This is a genomic window from Methylophilus sp. VKM B-3414 (assembly GCF_032248435.1).
Lineage (GTDB): Bacteria > Pseudomonadota > Gammaproteobacteria > Burkholderiales > Methylophilaceae > Methylophilus > Methylophilus glucosoxydans.
Map to the genome: position 1 here is coordinate 94,008 of NZ_JAVTLI010000011.1, position 18,415 is coordinate 112,422.

Consider the following 18,415-nt stretch of genomic DNA (forward strand, 5'->3'; position numbering starts at 1 on the left):
TTCCTCAAAGATATTCGTTATAAGTTATTGTGCGCGTCTACGCATAATGGCGGCAATCAAACCAAGCCCCACCAGCATCAAGGCATTGGTATCCGCTTCAGGGACTGCAGAAGCCGTTTGCAAGCTAATATTGTCTACGCCCAGTTGAAGAGAACCCTGGTTGGCGACACTGGCGAAGCGCAACATGAATTGGCCACCGCCAGACAGGATGGAGGTCAGGTCAAACTGGTAGCTCAGGTAGTTGTTGGCAGCCAGCGTGCCATTGGCACCGCCCAGATACAGGCTCTGCAGGACATCGCCCTGGCTGGTAGAAAAAGGATCACTGCCCGCCTTTAAGATATCCACACGGACATGCTGGTTTGGATGATCGGTTGCGTCAACGGTGTAATCAAGGCCACCTGCATCGACAGCACTGCTGGCTGACTGATTGTTGACAAACATTTGGAAGGTCAAGGTCGCCTGGCTGACCGCCGACGTCGTAAAGTTTTGATACAAGATGTTGCTGGCCAGGCCGTTATTATCAAGCAAACCGTAATGTGTGCCGTGATAAGCGCCAACGGTGGTGTTTCCGGTGACTTCAGTCGTGGTGCCTTGCTGTGCCAGTACGCTACCAAGGATGCCAGCTTCAGCCACTTGCCAGCCGACGATGTCATAGGCGTCTGCGCCCTGCACCTCGAAGCCACCATTTTGGATTAATTCAGCGGCGTGTGCTTGAGAGAGCAAAGTCGCTCCCATCAACCCAGCCATGAGCCAAGGTTTCAATGTCATCATTCATCCTCTCGCAGATGGTTATATTACGTTTTTGTACACGGTTAAGTGCTTGTCATGTCACAAGTCATTTGCTTGTGTTAGCCCATGCATTCTTGAAAAACTCTGTGTCAGACAGGTTACGGAAACATGAAATTTATGTGACATGCCTGACTAGTTTTAAGCTATTCAACACCCCCTAAAACATTAAAAAATGTAAGCCAGTGTTGGGTTCACGCAACCTTCATAAAACCATCACGCCCACTAGTCATGATGAGCTACGTTTCGGGCGCAGGACCACTGAATGCCTGTTACACAGCCAGGTTACGATTTCCGGGCTCAAGAATTGTTCTTGTGCTCTTGATATGGGGATGATTTATGAATTTTTTTCGTTTGTTACCAATTTCTGCTGCAGTATGGATGGCCTTAAGCGGACCAGCTTTCGCCGCGGCCAGCACCTCTGGTGTTGTGATCGGCTTGCATGGCGCCAAGCTTGCCAATACCCTGGTTTGCATTGACGCCAACCTGAATGCTCGCTGTGACAGCGGTGAAGTCAGCACACAGACCAATGCCAACGGCGAGTTTAACCTGGCAGGCCATGGTGCTCTGGTGGCGCAAGCAGGGAAGTCTGTGTACCGCGCAGCTGCCGAAAACACGACCGTTGTCAGTGCGTTGAGCACCGAAATCCTGGCGCTCATGGAAGGCAGCAATCTTGATTACATGACCGCACGCGATCGTCTGGCCGCCAGACTACACGTCAGCGGATCACAGCTCGAAGCTGACTTCACACAAACGAGCACTGGCGCCGACCTTGACAGCCTGATGACCGAAAACGATGAGCTGCAAAATCGCCTTGCCGAAGCGGTGCGCGAGGCTGGCAGCAAAGGCAATCTGAATAAAGCGCTGAGCAACCGTCTAAATCTGGACAAAATCGAGCATTTTGTCGTGATCTACCTCGAAAACCGCAGTTTTGACAACCTTTTTGGCAAATATCCAGGCGCCAACGGCCTGAATACACCACAGGCTAAAGCGATCAAACAGGTAGACCGCGACTACATCACGACGCTGACCACCTTGCCACCGGCTTGGGGTGGCATGCTGGCCAATGGCCAGAAAAACACCGCTGGCCAGGCCATCACCCAGGCACAAACCACTGGGGTGTGGCCCAATGCGCCCTTTCAGGTCGATGCCACGAGTGACCAGTTTGGCTATGGCCTGGTGACTGGTAACAACATCACCCGCGATCTGTATCACCGCTTTTTTGAGAACGCCATGCAAATCAATGGCGGCCTGAATAACCTTTATGCGGCCTTTAGTGATGCCGGTGGTTTATCCATGGGTTATTTTGATGGTAGCAAAATGCAACTGTGGGGGCTGGCGAAAAAGTACACCCTGGCAGATAACTTTTACCAGGCCGCATACGGCGGTTCATTCCTGAACCACCAGTATCTGGTCTGCGCTTGCGCACCGGCAATTTCCGCTGATACCGTCGCCAATAACAAAGCTTCTCTCAACGTCTTGACTACCCCAGTCAACGGCGTGCCACAATTGGCCCGCAACAGCTCCATGAGCGCCTCTGCGATTGGCACCAACGCGACAAACACCTCATTCAAGAGCGGCAACATTGCCCCATTGGACTACTTTGGTGCGGGTGACGGCTATCGCGCCGTGAACACCATGCAGCCACCATTCCAACCCAGTGGCAATGCGCCGGTGACCAGCGCCTCAGGTAACCAGCTGCTGTACGCCAATCCATCGGCTTCCACCACCTTACCAGCACAAACCATCACCACCATTGCAGACCTGCTGGATAGCAAGCAAATCAGCTGGAAATGGTACTCAGGCGGCTGGAATGATGCGGTCAATGATCGCGGCAATGTCTACAAGTCAAACAGCTTTGGCGTGGCAGATGCGACCCATGGCGACTTTCAGGCCCATCACCAGCCATTTAACTACTATGCAAATTTTGACCCAGTGGCCCATGGCACCTACCGTAACAGCCACCTGCAAGACCGTGCAGATTTGTTGAATGACATTACACAAGGCACCTTGCCAGCCGTGTCGTTCTATAAACCGATTGGCAACCTGAACCAGCACCCAGGCTATACCAACGTCACCAATGCGGATGATGAAGTGATGACCATCATCAGCCAGTTGCAAAACAGCCCGCAATGGAATAACACCCTGGTATTGATTACCTATGATGAATTTGGCGGCCAGTTTGACCATGCCGTGCCTCCTAAAGGCGATTTGATCGGGCCAGGCACACGTATTCCGGCCTTGATCATTTCACCTTTTGCCAAAAAAGGCGCCGTGGATCATACCCAGTATGACACCGGTTCTGCCTTGCGTTTTATCACACACCGCTACTCACTGCCGCCATTGGACGGCCTGAAAAAGCGTGATGAAAGCTTGCAAAGCCATGGTGCCAACATCATGGGCGACCTGACCAACGCCCTGGCATTCTAATCATTACAACATACGGCGCAGTTGGGTATCCCAATTGCGCTGACTGAATCTTAACTTCTGGAGAAGAATCATGATCAAATCTTTGGGCTTTGCCTCCCTGCTGGCCTTCACCTTCGCATCCAACAGCAGTGTTGCGGCCACCCCTACCATCGTGTTTTCAAGTGCTGACTATGTGAGCGAATCTGCCGCTTTCGGTAGTTACATCATCGATAACACGGATTATCTGGGTGTACGCCTCACCTTGAGCAGCAGCATGGATATTTCCTACATTGGCGGTAACTTCAGCCAATTCTCCGATGGCAATATCTTTGGGGCGATCGTCAAAGCCGGTGACTGGAATAGTAGCACCCTTGCTGCCAACAGCCTGGCACATACCGTCTTTGCAGCGACCGGTGGCGATCAACTCGCTTCACTGGGCAGCACCGTTCATCTGGCCGCAGGCAGCTATGACATCATCTTTGGTTCCGGTCAATTTGGCGCGACTGGCTACAGCGCTCTGGTTGACACGCAAGATGCTGCCAGCACCAGCAATATGTTCCAAAGTACCGACGCAGGCGTGACCATCAGCGCGCTGTCCGGCACGGCTGTACGCGTAACCGCCGCCGCAGTGCCAGAAGCCAGCAACACTGCGATGATGCTGGCCGGCCTGGGCTTGACTGGCCTGATGCTGCGCAGACGCCAGTCCAAATAATCACATTTTGTGCCCAACAAAGCGGATGAGCAGCCTGTTTATCCGCTTTTTTACTCACCTCATTCACAACCATGCTCAACTTGAAAACATTATTGCTGACCGTGCTTTGCTTCTCTTCTTTGCAATTGACGGCTCAGGAAGATGAAGCCTTAGTCCCGCCGCTGGTACAAGAACCCCAGGCGGCCAGTACGCTGTCACCCGCCTCACGCACCCAGGCATTGACGGCGCTGGGCAAACGTCTGTTTCATGATGCGCAACTATCGGCTTCGGGCAAATTATCCTGCGCCAGCTGCCATCAGGCCCAGCACGCGTTTACGCCAGGCAACCAGCAGCCGGTTCAAAAGGGCGGTGACCATATGCAGTTAATGGGGACGCGGGCAGTGCCTACCCTGATGTACTTGCAATCCACCCCGCCTTTCACAGAACACTACACCGAAGATGAGGGCTTACAGCCTGGCCTTGATAATGGTCCGGCAGGCGGTTTTACCTGGGATGGCCGCGTCAATACGCTGGCCGAGCAAGCAAAAATCCCTTTGTTTTCAAGCAATGAAATGGCCTCGACACCGAGCCTGCTGGCCAAAAGAATACGCCAGGCTTATCCCCAGGCGTTCAGCCAGTTGTTTGGCACGGCCAGCTTGCAATCCGACGCCGCCATCACGGATGCGGTTTTATTGGCGCTGCAAACCTACCAGCAAGACGCGACAGAATTCGCGCCCTATTCCAGCAAGTTTGATCACGTCATGCAAGGCCAGGCCCGCTTTACCGCGTTGGAGGAAAAAGGCCTGCGGCTATTTATGGATCCCAACAAAGGCAACTGTGCCAGTTGCCACCAGGCAGCAGTCGTCCATGGTGCACTGCCGCAATTTACCGATCATGGCTATGCTGCGCTGGGTCTGCCACGCAATCCACACATCGCGCAAAATCATGACCGGCACTATTACGACCTCGGCTTGTGCGGCCCGGCCAGACAGGATTTGAATGCAGAGTACTGTGGCTTGTTTAAGGTGCCGACGCTGCGCAATGTGGCACGCAAAAAAAGCTTTTTCCATAATGGCGTGGTACACACCCTCAGAGATGCCGTGCGCTTTTATGCCGAACGCGATACCGCGCCAGAAAAATGGTATCCGCATGACCGTACCGGCAAGCGCCTCAAATTCAATGACCTGGCAGAAAAGTATCAAGACAATATCGAGATGAAAGCCCCGTTTGGCCAACAGCCTGGTGACCCCGCCCCGCTGGATGCAAAGGAGATCGACGCGATTGTGGCCTTTTTAAAAACGCTCAACGATGAAGCGCGCACTGGCAGCCGCCTGGCCAAAGCACCATAACCGCAGCGCGCTATCCCCAAAAAGAAAAAGCCCCGACGGGTCGGGGCCAAAGAGACTTTAAACTTGAAAAACACGCCACAATTACACAAAAGCATCCAAAATGCTGACAATGAGCAGGATGAGCAATCCAAACCATAATACTTTTAGATTAAACCCTGTCATTTCTTGTGTCCTTGCGATGTGTGTAGAATACTTGCCTGGTTAAGCCGCCACAATGGCCCGTTCGGGTCATCTGTTTCAACCTCCGACCACGCCAGGCCAGACTGGCAAATGTGAGCATGACCGCCATGGCTGATTAATGTTTTTACCGAATATCCAGACATTGCAGCCCTTAAACCCACTCCCGTGCCCGGCACTCGCTTTTAAGGTAGGCATAGTAAACCGGCGCAGCGACGATGCCCGGCAGCCCAAAAGTGGCCTCCATGAGTAACATGGCGACCAGCAACTCCCAGGCATGCGCGCGGATTTGCCCGCCAACAATACGCGCGTTTAAAAAGTATTCCAGCTTGTGAATGACGATGAGAAAAGCCAGCGAGCCCATGGCGATCACAAAGGAATGACTGGTACTGACTATGACAATCACAGTATTGGACATCAGGTTGCCCACCACAGGCAGCAAGCCAACCAAAAAGGTAATCGCAATCATGGTCTTGGTGAATGGCAGATGTACGCCGCACAACGGCAAAATCACGATCAGGTAAATCGCAGTCAGGCTGGCGTTGACCGCGGAAATTTTCACCTGCGCAAACACGATATTTTTAAACGCCAGCGCAAACAGCGTGATGCGATTGAGCAGGCTTTGCGCAAGCGGTTTATGGTTACCGTGTGTTTGCACATCATGCAAGGCGACCATGGCCCCGATCACCATGCCGATCAGAATATGCGCCAGATGATGCCCGGCCTCCTTGCCCAGCAATTGCCAATCTGCCGAATGTGAACGTAACCACTCAATCACGGTTTGCTGCAAGGTAATCGCATCATCTGGCAAACGCTCGTTGAGCCAGGGCGGCAACACTTTGCGCGAGTCTTCAATGATTCTAGCCAGTTGATCAAACAACATGGCCAAACCGCCGCTGTCACTGCGGATCAGCGTCACAATCCCCATGCCCAAGGCAACCAGCAGGCCGATCACCAGCGTGGCAATCAGCATGACTGCCAGCCATTTGGCATATTTACCCGGCAATTTGCGTGCAATCAGCGGCGAAATGACATGAATCAGCTCAAACACCAGCATGCCGACCAGTAACGCGGGCAATAATTGCACCTGCAATACCAGCCACATTAACCCTACCATGAGCAAACAGGTGGCAGTATCCAGTCGTTGGGTTTGGTTCACGTCGAACTCCGGTTCCTCAGTTGTTCAGTCTATTGCGCGACTAAAACTTGGCGCGTATTTGTTGGGCGGCATCCAGGGGCAGCTTGAGCAGAAAATGCACAGCCTCATCAAACTGCTTGTCCAGAATTTCGCCCTGGCACTTTTGTACTTCGCGGGTCAGTTCATCTACCCGTTTATAACTGGTTGAGATCTTCAGTTGCACCATCTCGACGAAAGGCATGCTTCCGGCTTGATCCATGGCCTGCTTGGCCGTGCCGCCATACGCCCGCACCAAGCCGCCAGTGCCTAAATTGATGCCACCATAATAGCGCACCACCGCCACACAGCAATTGACATAATTCTGCCCATCCAGCATTTGCATGATGGGTTTACCCGCCGTGCCTGCCGGCTCACCGGCATCTGAAAACCGCGCGACGATGCCCTCTGGAGTTTTCATGCGAAACGCATACGCCAAGTGGCCGGCAGTTTGATGCTCGCTGGCAAACTGACGTAAAAACAGGGCCAGTTCGCGCTCGTTTTCACAGCGCTTGGCGCGGGCGATAAAGCGGGATTTATTGATGGTTTGATCGGCTTGACCGAGTTGGCTAAACGTTTGCATGACACAGACTTCAGGATAACCCCTGTATTCTACCATCTGCATCGACGCTAATCCGGCTGCTGGCGGGCTGTTTGGGCAAGCCGGGCATGGTCATCACGTCTCCACAGATAGCGACTACAAAGCCTGCACCACGCGACAAACGCAGCTCTCGCACATGCAATGCATGATCCGCGGGCACATTGCGCAACTTGGGATCACACGAGAACGAATACTGCGTTTTGGCGACACACACCGGCAAGCCCTGGCTGACTTCTGCCAGACGGGCAAGTTGCTGTTGTGCCAGCGCACTAAAGGTCACCCCGCTGGCCCCATAGAGTTTTTGCGCAATGGTGTCTAGCTTTTCAGTCAGGGACAAATCGTCTGCATACAGTAACCAAGGCGTCGATGCTTGTTGGGCCTGGTCAGCCACCGCGTGCGCCAGCGCAATCGCCCCGGCGCCGCCCTGTGCCCAGTGATGGCAGACATGCAGACTGGCGCCCAAGGCTTGTACGGCTGCCTGTACTAACGCGATTTCGGCCTCGGTATCCGCGGTAAAGTGATTCAGCGCCACCACCACCGGCAAATTGAAATGCTGGCGTAAATTCGTCACATGCTTGCGAAGGTTGGCCACGCCTACCTGTAAAGCGGCGAGGTTTTCGCGGTTCAAGTCCGCCACATCCACCCCACCGTGATATTTCAAGGCGCGCACTGTAGCAACGATCACCGCCACATCCGGCCGCAGGCCAGACTGGCGGCATTTGATATCCATGAATTTTTCTGCACCGAGGTCGGCACCGAAGCCAGCTTCAGTCACCACATAATCCGCCAGACGCAAGGCGGTTTGTGTCGCTACCAGAGAGTTGCAGCCATGAGCAATATTGGCAAACGGCCCCCCATGTACCAGCGCCGGCGACCCTTCCAGGGTCTGTACCAGATTGGGTTGAAAAGCATCTTTAAGCAAGGCGGCCATGGCGCCTTCAGCCTGCAAGTCACTCGCCAGAATCGGGCTGCCTGCTGTACTCAAGCCGACCTGAATCCTTCCCAGTCTAGACGTCAAATCGGCCAGATCGGTCGCCAGGCAAAAAATGGCCATCACCTCACTGGCGACGGTGATATCAAAGCCGGTATGGGTATTATTTTCCAGCGTGAGCCGTCTTAAGGCGCGATCATTCATATCTATACAGCGGCGCCAGCTGACGGTGTCAAACTGCAGCGCATTGCCCTGATATATATGGTTATCTACAAGGGCAGCCAGCAAATTATTGGCGGCACTGATGGCATGAAAATCACCGGTAAAATGCAGGTTGATATTTTCCATCGGCACCACCTGCGCATAGCCGCCGCCGGTCGCCCCGCCTTTCATCCCAAACACCGGACCCAGAGAGGGTTCACGCAAACAGGCCATTGCCTGATACCCCGCCTGATTCAAGGCATCGGTCAATCCTATCGTGGTCGTGGTTTTGCCTTCGCCTGCCGGGGTCGGATTGATCGCCGTGACCAGGATCAATTTGGCTTTGGCAGGTTGCGCCTGCAAGCGGTTGACGGTGGCCTGCGTCAGTTTGGCCATATGCTGACCATAGGCATGCACATCGTCCGCCACCAGCCCAAGTTTGCTGGCTATGTTAACGATGGGCGTTAGCGTGGCGGCCTGGGCGATCGCGATATCACTGAGCATGTCTCTTCCTGACTGACTTCACGGTTAACGCTTGCTTTTGCCATTCCCCATGATGGAGCCTAGCACGCCACGGATAATCGCCCGCCCCAGTTGTGAGCCGATGGCGCGCGCGGCTGATTTGGCCGCAGACTCCAGCACCGAGTCTGAGCGGCTGGTTTTACCGCCTAGAATGCCGCCCAAATCAAAGCCTGAACTTTCTTCCTGTTGTTGTGCCTGCGTCGCAGCACTGGCCTGCTCCGCCCGCTGCTTGAGAATCTCATACGCAGATTCACGATCCACCAGCTTGTCGTATACGCCCACAACTAGAGACTGCGCCATCACCTGCTTGCGCTCCACATCGGTCGCCGGTCCGATCCGGCTCTCGGGTGGACAGACAAACACGCGCTCAACCGGCGTCGGCGCGCCTTTTTCATCCAAAAATGACACCAGCGCCTCGCCCACGCCTAACTCGGTAATCGCTGTGGCAACATCCAGCTTGGGATTGGCACGAAAGGTTTGAGCCGCCACTTGTACCGCTTTCTGGTCGCGCGGGGTAAACGCGCGCAAGGCATGCTGCACCCGATTACCCAATTGACCCAACACCACATCCGGAATATCCAGCGGGTTTTGCGACACAAAGTAGACGCCCACGCCTTTGGAGCGCACCAGGCGCACTACCTGCTCGATTTTTTGCATCAGAATGGTCGGCGCATCATTAAACAGCAAATGCGCCTCATCAAAGAAAAACACCAGTTTTGGCTTATCCAGGTCACCGACTTCAGGCAGTTTTTCAAACAACTCGGAGAGCAACCACAGCAAAAGCGTCGCATACACACGCGGCGAATTCAGCAGCTTGTCCGCAGCCAGAATATTGATAAATCCCAATCCTTTGCCATCGGTTTGCATCATGTCTTCGAGATTCAAGGCCGGCTCACCAAACAGCACATCGCCACCTTCTGTCTCCAGTTGCAACAAGGCTCGCTGAATGGCACCAACACTGGCGGTAGAAATATTGCCGTACTGGGTCTGATAGGTGGCGGCATTTTCGGCACAATGTTGCGCCATGGCGCGCAAATCCTTTAAATCCAGCAGTAGCATGCCATTGTCATCGGCGATTTTGAAAATCGCATTCAAGACACCGCCCTGCACCTCATTAAGGTTCAGCATGCGTGCCAGCAGCAACGGCCCCATCTCACTCAAGGTGGTGCGCACCGGATGGCCTTTTTCACCAAACATATCCCAGAACATGACTGGATAGGCTTTATTCGCATAGCCAGTCAGCGCCAGCTGCTGCACACGCGCCTCGACCTTGGCGTTGCCACCGCCAACCTGACTCATGCCAGACAAATCGCCCTTCACATCAGCCATAAATACCGGCACACCAATACGCGAAAACTGCTCCGCCAGGCTTTGTAAAGTGACCGTTTTACCTGTCCCGGTAGCCCCGGCGATCAGGCCATGACGGTTGGCCATTTTGGGCAGCATCACACTTTCGATGTCATTATTTTTTGCGATGAGCATAGGTTGAACCATGGAATGCACTCTTAACAATTAAAGTTAAGTTGAGTATAGGGGATGGCTCTAAAAAGGGGAAGATTGTTGTTTTGCCTTACATGAGAAATCGTTTAAAAAACTTTTAACCACAGAAACACCGAGAAAAGCGATGAGTGTGCACCACAGTAAATCAGAACATAGCGGATTGATGTTGTTCCCTCTGTGGCCTCTGTGTTCTCTGTGGTTAAAAATGTTTTTATTAAGAACTATCAAAAATCCCCACGTCGGGCTTTTTCCATCAACTCAATCAAGGCATTTTCAAGCTGTTGTGCCGAGGCTTGCGCCCTGGCGGTGGGATGCTTGATATTTTTCAAGTCATGCGTGGGTCTGTCCAGCCCCAGATAAAGTTGCCGCTTGCCGTGCACATCCGGCTTTTCATAAATGGCCAGGCGGCAAGGCGCAAACACCAGAAATTCGGGGTGATCGAGGATAATTTCGGTGCCCATGCTCAGGTTACAAAAGGTGCGGACTTCTTTGATGCCTTGCGGATCCTGGCCGCGCTGTTTCATATGGTCACCAATCGGGAAGTTGGCAGGGTTTACAAAATTCATGCCCTCAGAGAGCGATTTAAGGCTATCCACCAGATCCTGGTAGCTCACGCCAGGCTGCACCGGCACTTCATAAATGGCGTTATCGAGATCCACGTCTGGCATGCCATGACCAATGACACGGACATGCGCCGGTGCGGCCCAAACCGAGCAATGGATCAAAAAACAGAGGCAACACCATCCCTCGAGGTGACTAAAACGCATGAAAGACCTCTCTATCTGTGAAGACTATGTAGCATTACAGCATGCCGCTACGCAGACCAATGTGACGCGCATCACAAGCCCTGATGCAAGGCCCGTTGCACACTGCGCTTGTCATATTGCGGTGACAGCATGGTAATAAAGTTAAGCATGTAATCACGCAAAAAAGCATCCTTGCGCACACCCAGATAAGTGGTACTGTCAGGAAATAGATGGCTGCAGTCCAGGCTTTTGAGCGGTGCATCGCGGGTTTCCTCATAAGCCATATTGGCAATCAACCCAATACCCAGCCCCAGATTGACATAGGTTTTGATCACGTCTGCATCAATCGCCGTAAACACCACATTGGGCTGCAGACCGGCATCGTGAAAGACTTTAGACACCAGTGTGCCGCCAGTAAAGGCAAAGTCATAGGTGATCAGCGGATAGTTGACCAGATCTTTCAGGCTGATGGTTTTCTTTTCCAGCAAGGGATGTTGCGACGGCACGACCAGGCACCGGTTCCAGCTGTAGCATGGCAAGCACGACAAACGGTCATCCTTGCTGATGTTCTCGGTCGCAATGCCGATATCGGCTTCTCCGGCAGCAACCTGTTCGGTGACTTGCGACGGGTTGCCCTGATGAATCGTCAATTTCACATTGGGATACTGCGCCATGAACTGCTTGACCGCAGCAGGCAGGCGATAACGCGCTTGCGTATGGGTAGTGGCAATGGTCAGTTCACCACTGTCTTCGCGGCTGTATTCGTCGCCCACCCGTTTGATATTCTGCATGTCCAGCATGACACGCGCGGCCAGCTCGACAATTTTACGGCCAGGCTCAGTCACTCCGATGAGGCGTTTGCCATTACGCTGAAAAATCTGCAATCCCAACTCTTCTTCTAACAGCTGGATTTGCTTGCTGACCCCAGGTTGGGAGGTATGCAATGCCTCAGAGGCAGCAGAAATATTCAAATGCTGCCGCACCACCTCATGCACATACCGTAACTGGTGAAACTTCATAGATCACCCTTTATAACCAAAAGCTATATCATAGAAGAATTTATTATTAAATCAACACTTAAAAACTTGTTATGATGCCGCGCTTAACTTTTCAAGATACTCCTCATGGAATTCGGATACATATTGGCAGGCTTTGTCGTGGGCTTTTTGGTTGGTCTGACGGGTGTTGGCGGCGGCTCATTAATGACGCCGATTCTGTTGCTTATTTATAACATCAAGCCCGCCGTCGCCGTAGGGACAGACCTGCTCTATGCCTCGATCACAAAATCTGTGGGGATTTTTGCGCATGGCAAACTGGGGAATATTGACTGGCGTATCGTCAAACGCTTGGCCATGGGTAGCGTTCCAGCGTCTCTGTTAACCCTGTGGGCCTTGCACAGCATGGATTTACAGTCAGGCGAAGTGGTATCCACAATCAAATTCTGGTTAGGCATTGCCTTGATGGTGACCTCAGCGGCCGTGCTGTTACGTAACAAATTAATCGCTTTAGTCTCCAAAGACGAATGGATTCCAGCCCATTACGTACCTCCGGCCACCGTATTACTCGGGGTGGTACTTGGCGCGCTGGTCACGCTGACCTCGGTCGGTGCGGGCGCGCTGGGGGTAACAGCGCTGATTCTGTTATATCCCAAGGAGAAAATCACCACGATTGTCGGCAGTGATATTGCGCATGCCGTGCCGCTAACGCTGGTGGCTGGTCTAGGCCATGCCTCCCTGGGCACCATAGACTACCAGTTACTCGGCACCTTGCTGATCGGTTCCATACCGGGCATTTACCTGGGTAGCCATATGAGCTCACGTGTTGCAGAACACTGGGTACGTATTGCCTTGGCTATGATATTGATTTATGTAGGCTTTAAGCTAGTTTTCCATTAAAATACTGCCTCTTCGCTTTTTGCGAACAAAGTGACTCAAGCATGTACAAATACGATCCTATAGACCAACAAATTGTTAATGAACGTGTCGCCCAGTACCGCGACCAGACCCGCCGCTATTTGGCAGGCGAACTCACGGATGAAGAGTTCCGCCCGCTGCGTCTGCAAAACGGCCTGTATATTCAGCGCCATGCACCGATGCTGCGGATTGCCGTACCTTACGGACTCATGTCCAGCAAACAATTACGCAAACTGGCAGACATTGCCAAGCGCTATGACCGTGGCTATGGTCACTTTAGTACCCGTCAGAACTTGCAGCTCAATTGGCCCAAACTGGAAGACACCCCGGAGATTCTGGCTGAGCTGGCGACGGTAGAAATGCACGCCATTCAAACCTCAGGCAACTGCATCCGTAATATCACGACTGACCAGTTTGCAGGCATTGCGCCAGATGAAATCATTGATCCGCGCGCCATCGCTGAAATCATGCGCCAGTGGAGTACCTTTCACCCTGAATTCGCCCTGTTGCCACGTAAGTTCAAGATTGCCGTCTCAGGCACTGAACAAGACCGTGCGATTGTGCAGGCGCATGACATTGGCCTCGAATTTTACAAAGACGCACAAGGCCAGATGGCGATCAAAGTCTGGGTGGGTGGTGGCTTGGGCCGTACACCGATCCTGGGCACTGTGATTCGCGAACATCTTGAATGGCAACATGTGTTGTCTTACTGCGAAGCGGTGATCCGTGTCTATAACATTCACGGCCGTCGTGACAACATCTACAAAGCCCGCATCAAGATTCTGGTGAAGGCGCTGGGCATTGATGAATTCAGACGCCAGGTAGATGAGGAATGGGCCCACCTCAAAGACGGTCCACTCACCATCACTCAAGCCGAACTAGACCGCGTGGCGCATTACTTTGAGCCCATGCCATACAAAACATTACCAGCGCATGATGCCTCTTTTGATGCTGCCGTAGCCAGCAATCCGGCATTTGCTGCCTGGGTCAAACGTTGTGTCCATGCGCACCGTGTTGCAGGCTATCGCGCGGTGACCTTGTCACTGAAACCACACGGCAAAGCGCCTGGGGACATTACCAGCGAGCAAATGCACGTGGTGGCTGACTTGGCCGATGCCTACAGTTTTGGCGAGCTGCGCTCCTCCCACGAGCAAAACCTGATTCTGGCCGACGTGCAATTGTCCGACCTGTTTGACGTGTGGGAAAAAGCCCGCGCAGCCGGTCTGGCCACGCCTAACATCGGCTTGCTGACGGACATTATCTGCTGCCCTGGCGGTGACTTCTGCAGCCTGGCCAATGCCAAATCGATTCCGATTGCCGAAGCCATTCAGATGCAGTTCGACAATCTGGACTACCTGTATGAAATCGGTGACCTTGAGCTCAATATCTCTGGTTGCATGAATGCCTGCGGCCATCACCATGTCGGCCATATCGGCATTCTGGGTGTGGATAAGGATGGTTCGGAGTGGTACCAGGTCACCATTGGTGGCAAGCAAGGCAATGATGCCAGCATAGGTACCGTGATCGGCCCTTCATTCTCGGCAGAAGAAATGCCAGGCGTAGTCAAGCGCCTGATTGAGGTCTATGTGCGTGAGCGTAGCGACGAAGAGCGTTTTATCGACACGGTACGTCGTTTGGGCGTGGCGCCGTTCAAGGCCCATGTCTACGCTGAAAAGGAATCTGCATAATGAGTCAATTAATTCAACTTGATGCCAACGGCCACGCCAGCATTGTGGCGGATACCTGGACCCGCGTGGTCCCACCGGCCCCGGCTGAAGAGTCTGTCCGCAAGCAGGCCGGTAAAGTCGTGCTGTTCAAACTGACTGGCGAGCAAACCTATAGTCCTGAACAAATTGCCAATACGCAGATACCAGCCACCGGCAAAATTCTGGTGCCGTTGACTGTCTGGCAAGCTCGCAAGACAGAGTTGCAAGCGCGCCTGGCAGCTGGTGAACTCGGCATTGTGCTGGCCACCAACGAAACCGCAGAGACACTGCAAGCCGAATTTGCAGATTTGAACACCTTGCCAATCATTGCGATTTATGTGGAACGCTTTGCCGATGGCCGCATTTTCACTTTGGGCAACTGGCTACGCACGCGTTATGGATTTAAAAACGAATTGCGCGCCATTGGCGATGTATTGCGTGACCAATTGTTCTTTCACAAGCGCGCAGGCTTCACCAGTTTTTTAATTCGTGCTGACCGCTCGGCCAAAGATGCACTGGCCAGCCTGAATGACTTCAGCCAGCCCTATCAGGGTGCGGTAGGTGATGTGCCTGTGTGGAGAAGGATACAGCGCGCATGAGTTTCGGCGTCAGCATGCTCAAACCGGCAGCCAGCAATCCTGCGACACGCCCTGAGCTGACAGAAGCCCTGGTTGCTTCTGTCCAGGCCAAGCGCGTCCAAGTAGTAGCCCTGCTTCAGTCTGCTGCGGCAGAGTTTCCGGCCATCACTTTTGCCAATAGTTATGGCGCTGAAGATATGGTGTTGACTGACCTGATCGCCAAAGAGGCCCTGCCCATCGAGATTTTTTCACTGGACACAGGTCGACTGCCCGCAGAAACCTACACCCTGATGGGCGAAGTTGAGCACACCTATGCCACCAAACCGGTGGTATTTTTCCCCAAGCATGAAGCCGTAGAGCAGTATGTGCGTACCCAGGGCATCAATGCCTTCTATGACAGCATAGAACTGCGTAAGGCCTGCTGCCATATGCGCAAAGTGGAGCCGCTGCAACGTGCACTGGCTGGCAAAAAAGCCTGGATCACCGGCATGCGTGCTGAACAAGCCACCACCCGCAGCAATTTGCCTGTCCGTGAATTTGACGCAGGCAACAAACTGGAGAAATTCAACCCGCTCAGTGACTGGACAGAAAAAGAAGTCTGGGCCTATATCCGGTTGAATGAAGTGCCTTACAACGCCCTGCATGACCAGTTTTACCCCAGCATTGGCTGTGCGCCTTGTACGCGTGCCGTCGCCATGGGTGAAGATATCCGTGCCGGTCGCTGGTGGTGGGAAGATCCGACCAGCAAAGAGTGCGGTTTGCACGTAAAGAAATAGTTAACTGCCGGTAAACGTTAAAGCAGTAATGAGCGTGTATCTACGTTGATCGGCGGTAAAAATTTGATTGGTAATAAATTAAGATGACAACGAAACAACCTTTATCACATCTCGACTGGCTCGAAGCTGAAGCCATTCATATCCTGCGTGAAGTGGCTGGTCAGTGCGCCAACCCTGTGTTGCTGTTCTCCGGCGGCAAGGATTCGTTGTGCATTTTGCGTCTGGCAGAAAAAGCCTTCCGCCCAGGTCGCTTCCCTTTCCCGCTCATGCATATCGACACCGGTCACAACTATCAGGAAGTGGTCAATTTCCGTGACCAGCGCGCTGCCGAGCTAGGCGAGCGCCTGATTGTGCGTTCAGTGGAAGACTCCATGAAGCGTGGCACTGTGGTGCTGAAAACGCCGGATGAGCCACGCAACAAACATCAGTCGGTGACCCTGCTGGAAGCCATTGAAGAGTTCGGTTTTGACTGCTGCATTGGCGGCGCCCGCCGTGATGAAGAAAAAGCGCGCGCCAAGGAACGGATCATGAGCTTCCGTGACGAGTTTGGCCAATGGGATCCGAAAAACCAGCGCCCGGAATTATGGAACCTGTACAACGCCCGTGTGCACAAAGGGGAAAACATCCGCGCCTTCCCGATCTCGAACTGGACGGAAATGGATGTCTGGCAATATATCGAGCGTGAAAAACTGGAGCTGCCTAGCATCTACTTTGCCCACCAGCGCGATGTGGTGATGCGTCATGGTGCGATTTTCCCGGTCAACGTGCCGCTGACTTCTGGCGAATTGATCAACCAGCCCAAGGCCGGTGAAGAAGTCATCAACATGCAGGTACGTTTCCGTACCGTCGGTGACGTCACCTGTACAGCGCCCGTCATTTCTGATGCCGATGATGTGAGCAAAATCGTGGTAGAAACCGCCACCACCACCATTACCGAGCGTGGCGCAACGCGTCTGGACGATCAAACTTCCGAGGCTTCGATGGAGCAGCGTAAGAAAGAAGGTTATTTCTAATATGACAACACAACACAACGACTCTTTGCTGCGCTTCATGACCTGCGGCAGCGTGGATGATGGCAAAAGCACGCTGATTGGCCGCTTGCTGTATGACACTAAAACCATCCTGGCAGATACGCTCAACAACATTGAACGTACTTCGAAAAAACGCGGTATGGAAGCCGTGGATCTCTCCTTGCTGACCGATGGTTTGCAAGCCGAGCGCGAACAAGGCATTACCATTGATGTGGCTTACCGCTATTTCAGCACCGGTACCCGCAAATACATCATCGCCGATGCCCCTGGTCACGAGCAATACACCCGCAACATGGTGACCGCCGCATCAACGGCTAACCTGGCGATTATCCTGATCGATGCCCGTAAAGGCGTACTGACCCAAACCCGCCGCCACAGTTATCTGGCGCATCTGGTCGGCATTCCCCATATTGTCGTGGCAGTGAACAAGATGGATCTGGTCAATTATGACCAAGCCGTCTTTGACAAAATCAAGGCGGATTACACGGCATTCGCCACCGAGATCGGTCTGGCGCAAGCGCGTGACATCAAATTCATTCCCATGTCTGCACTCAATGGTGACATGCTGGTAGACCGTCTGGAAAATCTGAACTGGTACCAGGGCGAAACCTTGCTGGAGCTGCTGGAAGCGGCCCCGGCTTCAAATAGCGAGGCATCAGAAGCCTTCCGCTTCCCGGTACAGTTTGTCTGCCGCCCACATGACTCGGCCAATCCCGACCTGCATGATTTCCGTGGTTTTATGGGGCGTGTTGAGTCTGGTGAAATCGCCGTCGGTGATGCGATCACAGTATTACCGAACGGTTACCAGTCTAAAGTCAAGGCGATTCAACTGGGTGCCGAGCAACTGCAACGTGCACAAACGGAACAAAGCGTAACCCTGCTGCTTGAAGATGAGATTGATACCTCACGCGGCGATATGATCGTGAAAACCAGTCAAGCGCCTGAAGCCGTCAAACACATTGAAGCACATGTCTGCTGGCTGTCAGAAACCCCATTGTCGCCGGCACGGACTTACATAGTGCGTCACACCACACGCGAATCCAAAGCGAAAATCGGCAGCATTCAATACAAAGTGGACGTCAACACGCTGGAGCAACAGGCGACTACTGATCTCAAAATGAATGATATCGCCCGCGTAAGCTTTAAGCTGGCGCAACCGCTAATGGTAGACAGCTATGATAAAAACCGTGCCACCGGCGCGTTTATCGTCATTGACGAGAGCACCAACAACACGGTTGGCGCAGGCATGATTGTCTAAACCAGCGCAAGCGGATGTCACACAAAGCCATCCATCGTCAATTTGGCTAAATTGCAATAAAATATC

16 protein-coding genes are annotated in these 18,415 nt (G+C 53.1%); 9 read left to right on the forward strand and 7 right to left on the reverse strand.

All coding sequences use genetic code 11. From position 1 onward, the window contains the following. Positions 1-24 precede the first annotated feature (24 nt). Complete coding sequence (locus Q9292_RS11560; protein WP_313988175.1) at positions 25-771, reverse strand: PEP-CTERM sorting domain-containing protein; 747 nt, start codon at positions 769-771, stop codon at positions 25-27. 354 nt (positions 772-1,125) lie between these two features. Here Q9292_RS11560 and acpA point away from each other — a divergent pair, with 354 nt between their 5' ends. The 3 genes from acpA (at position 1,126) to Q9292_RS11575 (ending at position 5,235) form a co-directional block, all read left to right on the forward strand. Beyond that, positions 1,126-3,216, forward strand: coding sequence for an acid phosphatase (gene acpA, locus Q9292_RS11565; protein WP_313988178.1), 2,091 nt, complete (start codon positions 1,126-1,128; stop codon positions 3,214-3,216). Positions 3,217-3,286: 70 nt separating this feature from the next. Next, a complete protein-coding gene (locus Q9292_RS11570; protein WP_313988181.1) occupies positions 3,287-3,907 on the forward strand; it encodes a hypothetical protein in 621 nt (206 codons plus the stop codon). Between the two features lie 80 nt (positions 3,908-3,987). Then, on the forward strand, positions 3,988-5,235 hold the full coding sequence (locus Q9292_RS11575; RefSeq protein ID WP_313988184.1) for a cytochrome-c peroxidase: 1,248 nt from the start codon (positions 3,988-3,990) through the stop codon (positions 5,233-5,235). Between the two features lie 331 nt (positions 5,236-5,566). Here the strand turns inward: Q9292_RS11575 and Q9292_RS11580 are convergent, their stop codons facing one another. The 6 genes from Q9292_RS11580 to Q9292_RS11605 form a co-directional block, all read right to left on the reverse strand. Next, positions 5,567-6,571 carry an AI-2E family transporter gene (locus Q9292_RS11580; RefSeq protein ID WP_313988187.1) on the reverse strand — a complete coding sequence of 335 codons (1,005 nt, stop codon included), beginning with the start codon at positions 6,569-6,571 and terminating at the stop codon, positions 5,567-5,569. A 40-nt stretch (positions 6,572-6,611) separates the two neighbouring features. Beyond that, positions 6,612-7,169, reverse strand: a complete 558-nt coding sequence (locus Q9292_RS11585) for an IMPACT family protein (RefSeq protein WP_313988190.1) — start codon at positions 7,167-7,169, stop codon at positions 6,612-6,614. Between the two features lie 10 nt (positions 7,170-7,179). After that, a complete protein-coding gene (locus Q9292_RS11590) occupies positions 7,180-8,823 on the reverse strand; it encodes a formate--tetrahydrofolate ligase (protein ID WP_313988192.1) in 1,644 nt (547 codons plus the stop codon). Between the two features lie 24 nt (positions 8,824-8,847). Beyond that, positions 8,848-10,335: a helicase HerA-like domain-containing protein gene (locus Q9292_RS11595; protein WP_313988194.1), complete on the reverse strand. Its 1,488-nt coding sequence runs from the start codon at positions 10,333-10,335 to the stop codon at positions 8,848-8,850. Between the two features lie 230 nt (positions 10,336-10,565). Beyond that, positions 10,566-11,108 carry a DUF302 domain-containing protein gene (locus tag Q9292_RS11600; protein ID WP_313988197.1) on the reverse strand — a complete coding sequence of 181 codons (543 nt, stop codon included), beginning with the start codon at positions 11,106-11,108 and terminating at the stop codon, positions 10,566-10,568. 71 nt (positions 11,109-11,179) lie between these two features. Then, positions 11,180-12,106 (reverse strand): CysB family HTH-type transcriptional regulator, encoded by a 927-nt coding sequence (locus tag Q9292_RS11605; protein ID WP_313988200.1) that lies wholly within the window; start codon positions 12,104-12,106, stop codon positions 11,180-11,182. A gap of 105 nt (positions 12,107-12,211) precedes the next feature. Between Q9292_RS11605 and Q9292_RS11610 the strand changes: the two genes are divergently transcribed. From Q9292_RS11610 to cysN, 6 genes are all read left to right on the forward strand, one after another. Continuing rightward, on the forward strand, positions 12,212-12,982 hold the full coding sequence (locus Q9292_RS11610; RefSeq protein ID WP_194748074.1) for a sulfite exporter TauE/SafE family protein: 771 nt from the start codon (positions 12,212-12,214) through the stop codon (positions 12,980-12,982). Positions 12,983-13,023: 41 nt separating this feature from the next. After that, on the forward strand, positions 13,024-14,688 hold the full coding sequence (locus Q9292_RS11615; RefSeq protein ID WP_313988204.1) for a nitrite/sulfite reductase: 1,665 nt from the start codon (positions 13,024-13,026) through the stop codon (positions 14,686-14,688). Continuing rightward, the gene (locus tag Q9292_RS11620) at positions 14,688-15,305 is read left to right on the forward strand and encodes a DUF934 domain-containing protein (protein ID WP_313988208.1); all 618 of its coding nucleotides are present in this window, start codon (positions 14,688-14,690) and stop codon (positions 15,303-15,305) included. Before Q9292_RS11615 ends, Q9292_RS11620 begins: the two co-directional genes overlap by 1 nt. Continuing rightward, positions 15,302-16,060: a phosphoadenylyl-sulfate reductase gene (locus tag Q9292_RS11625; RefSeq protein ID WP_313988210.1), complete on the forward strand. Its 759-nt coding sequence runs from the start codon at positions 15,302-15,304 to the stop codon at positions 16,058-16,060. The genes Q9292_RS11620 and Q9292_RS11625 overlap by 4 nt, the downstream gene beginning before the upstream one ends. An 83-nt stretch (positions 16,061-16,143) precedes the next feature. Continuing rightward, positions 16,144-17,073, forward strand: coding sequence for a sulfate adenylyltransferase subunit CysD (cysD, locus tag Q9292_RS11630; RefSeq protein ID WP_194748082.1), 930 nt, complete (start codon positions 16,144-16,146; stop codon positions 17,071-17,073). A 1-nt stretch (position 17,074) separates the two neighbouring features. Then, positions 17,075-18,349, forward strand: a complete 1,275-nt coding sequence (cysN, locus tag Q9292_RS11635; RefSeq protein WP_313988214.1) for a sulfate adenylyltransferase subunit CysN — start codon at positions 17,075-17,077, stop codon at positions 18,347-18,349. Positions 18,350-18,415 lie beyond the last annotated feature (66 nt).

Excerpts from the sequence above, each read along its gene's own strand:
- Q9292_RS11560 (WP_313988175.1), bottom strand. The coding sequence starts at position 771 with ATGATGACATTGAAACCTTGGCTCATGGCTGGGTTGATGGGAGCGACT.
- acpA (WP_313988178.1), top strand. The coding sequence starts at position 1,126 with ATGAATTTTTTTCGTTTGTTACCAATTTCTGCTGCAGTATGGATGGCC.
- Q9292_RS11570 (WP_313988181.1), top strand. The coding sequence starts at position 3,287 with ATGATCAAATCTTTGGGCTTTGCCTCCCTGCTGGCCTTCACCTTCGCA.
- Q9292_RS11585 (WP_313988190.1), bottom strand. The coding sequence starts at position 7,169 with ATGCAAACGTTTAGCCAACTCGGTCAAGCCGATCAAACCATCAATAAA.
- Q9292_RS11590 (WP_313988192.1), bottom strand. The coding sequence starts at position 8,823 with ATGCTCAGTGATATCGCGATCGCCCAGGCCGCCACGCTAACGCCCATC.
- Q9292_RS11595 (WP_313988194.1), bottom strand. The coding sequence starts at position 10,335 with ATGGTTCAACCTATGCTCATCGCAAAAAATAATGACATCGAAAGTGTG.
- Q9292_RS11600 (WP_313988197.1), bottom strand. The coding sequence starts at position 11,108 with ATGCGTTTTAGTCACCTCGAGGGATGGTGTTGCCTCTGTTTTTTGATC.
- Q9292_RS11605 (WP_313988200.1), bottom strand. The coding sequence starts at position 12,106 with ATGAAGTTTCACCAGTTACGGTATGTGCATGAGGTGGTGCGGCAGCAT.
- Q9292_RS11610 (WP_194748074.1), top strand. The coding sequence starts at position 12,212 with ATGGAATTCGGATACATATTGGCAGGCTTTGTCGTGGGCTTTTTGGTT.
- Q9292_RS11615 (WP_313988204.1), top strand. The coding sequence starts at position 13,024 with ATGTACAAATACGATCCTATAGACCAACAAATTGTTAATGAACGTGTC.
- Q9292_RS11620 (WP_313988208.1), top strand. The coding sequence starts at position 14,688 with ATGAGTCAATTAATTCAACTTGATGCCAACGGCCACGCCAGCATTGTG.
- Q9292_RS11625 (WP_313988210.1), top strand. The coding sequence starts at position 15,302 with ATGAGTTTCGGCGTCAGCATGCTCAAACCGGCAGCCAGCAATCCTGCG.
- cysD (WP_194748082.1), top strand. The coding sequence starts at position 16,144 with ATGACAACGAAACAACCTTTATCACATCTCGACTGGCTCGAAGCTGAA.
- cysN (WP_313988214.1), top strand. The coding sequence starts at position 17,075 with ATGACAACACAACACAACGACTCTTTGCTGCGCTTCATGACCTGCGGC.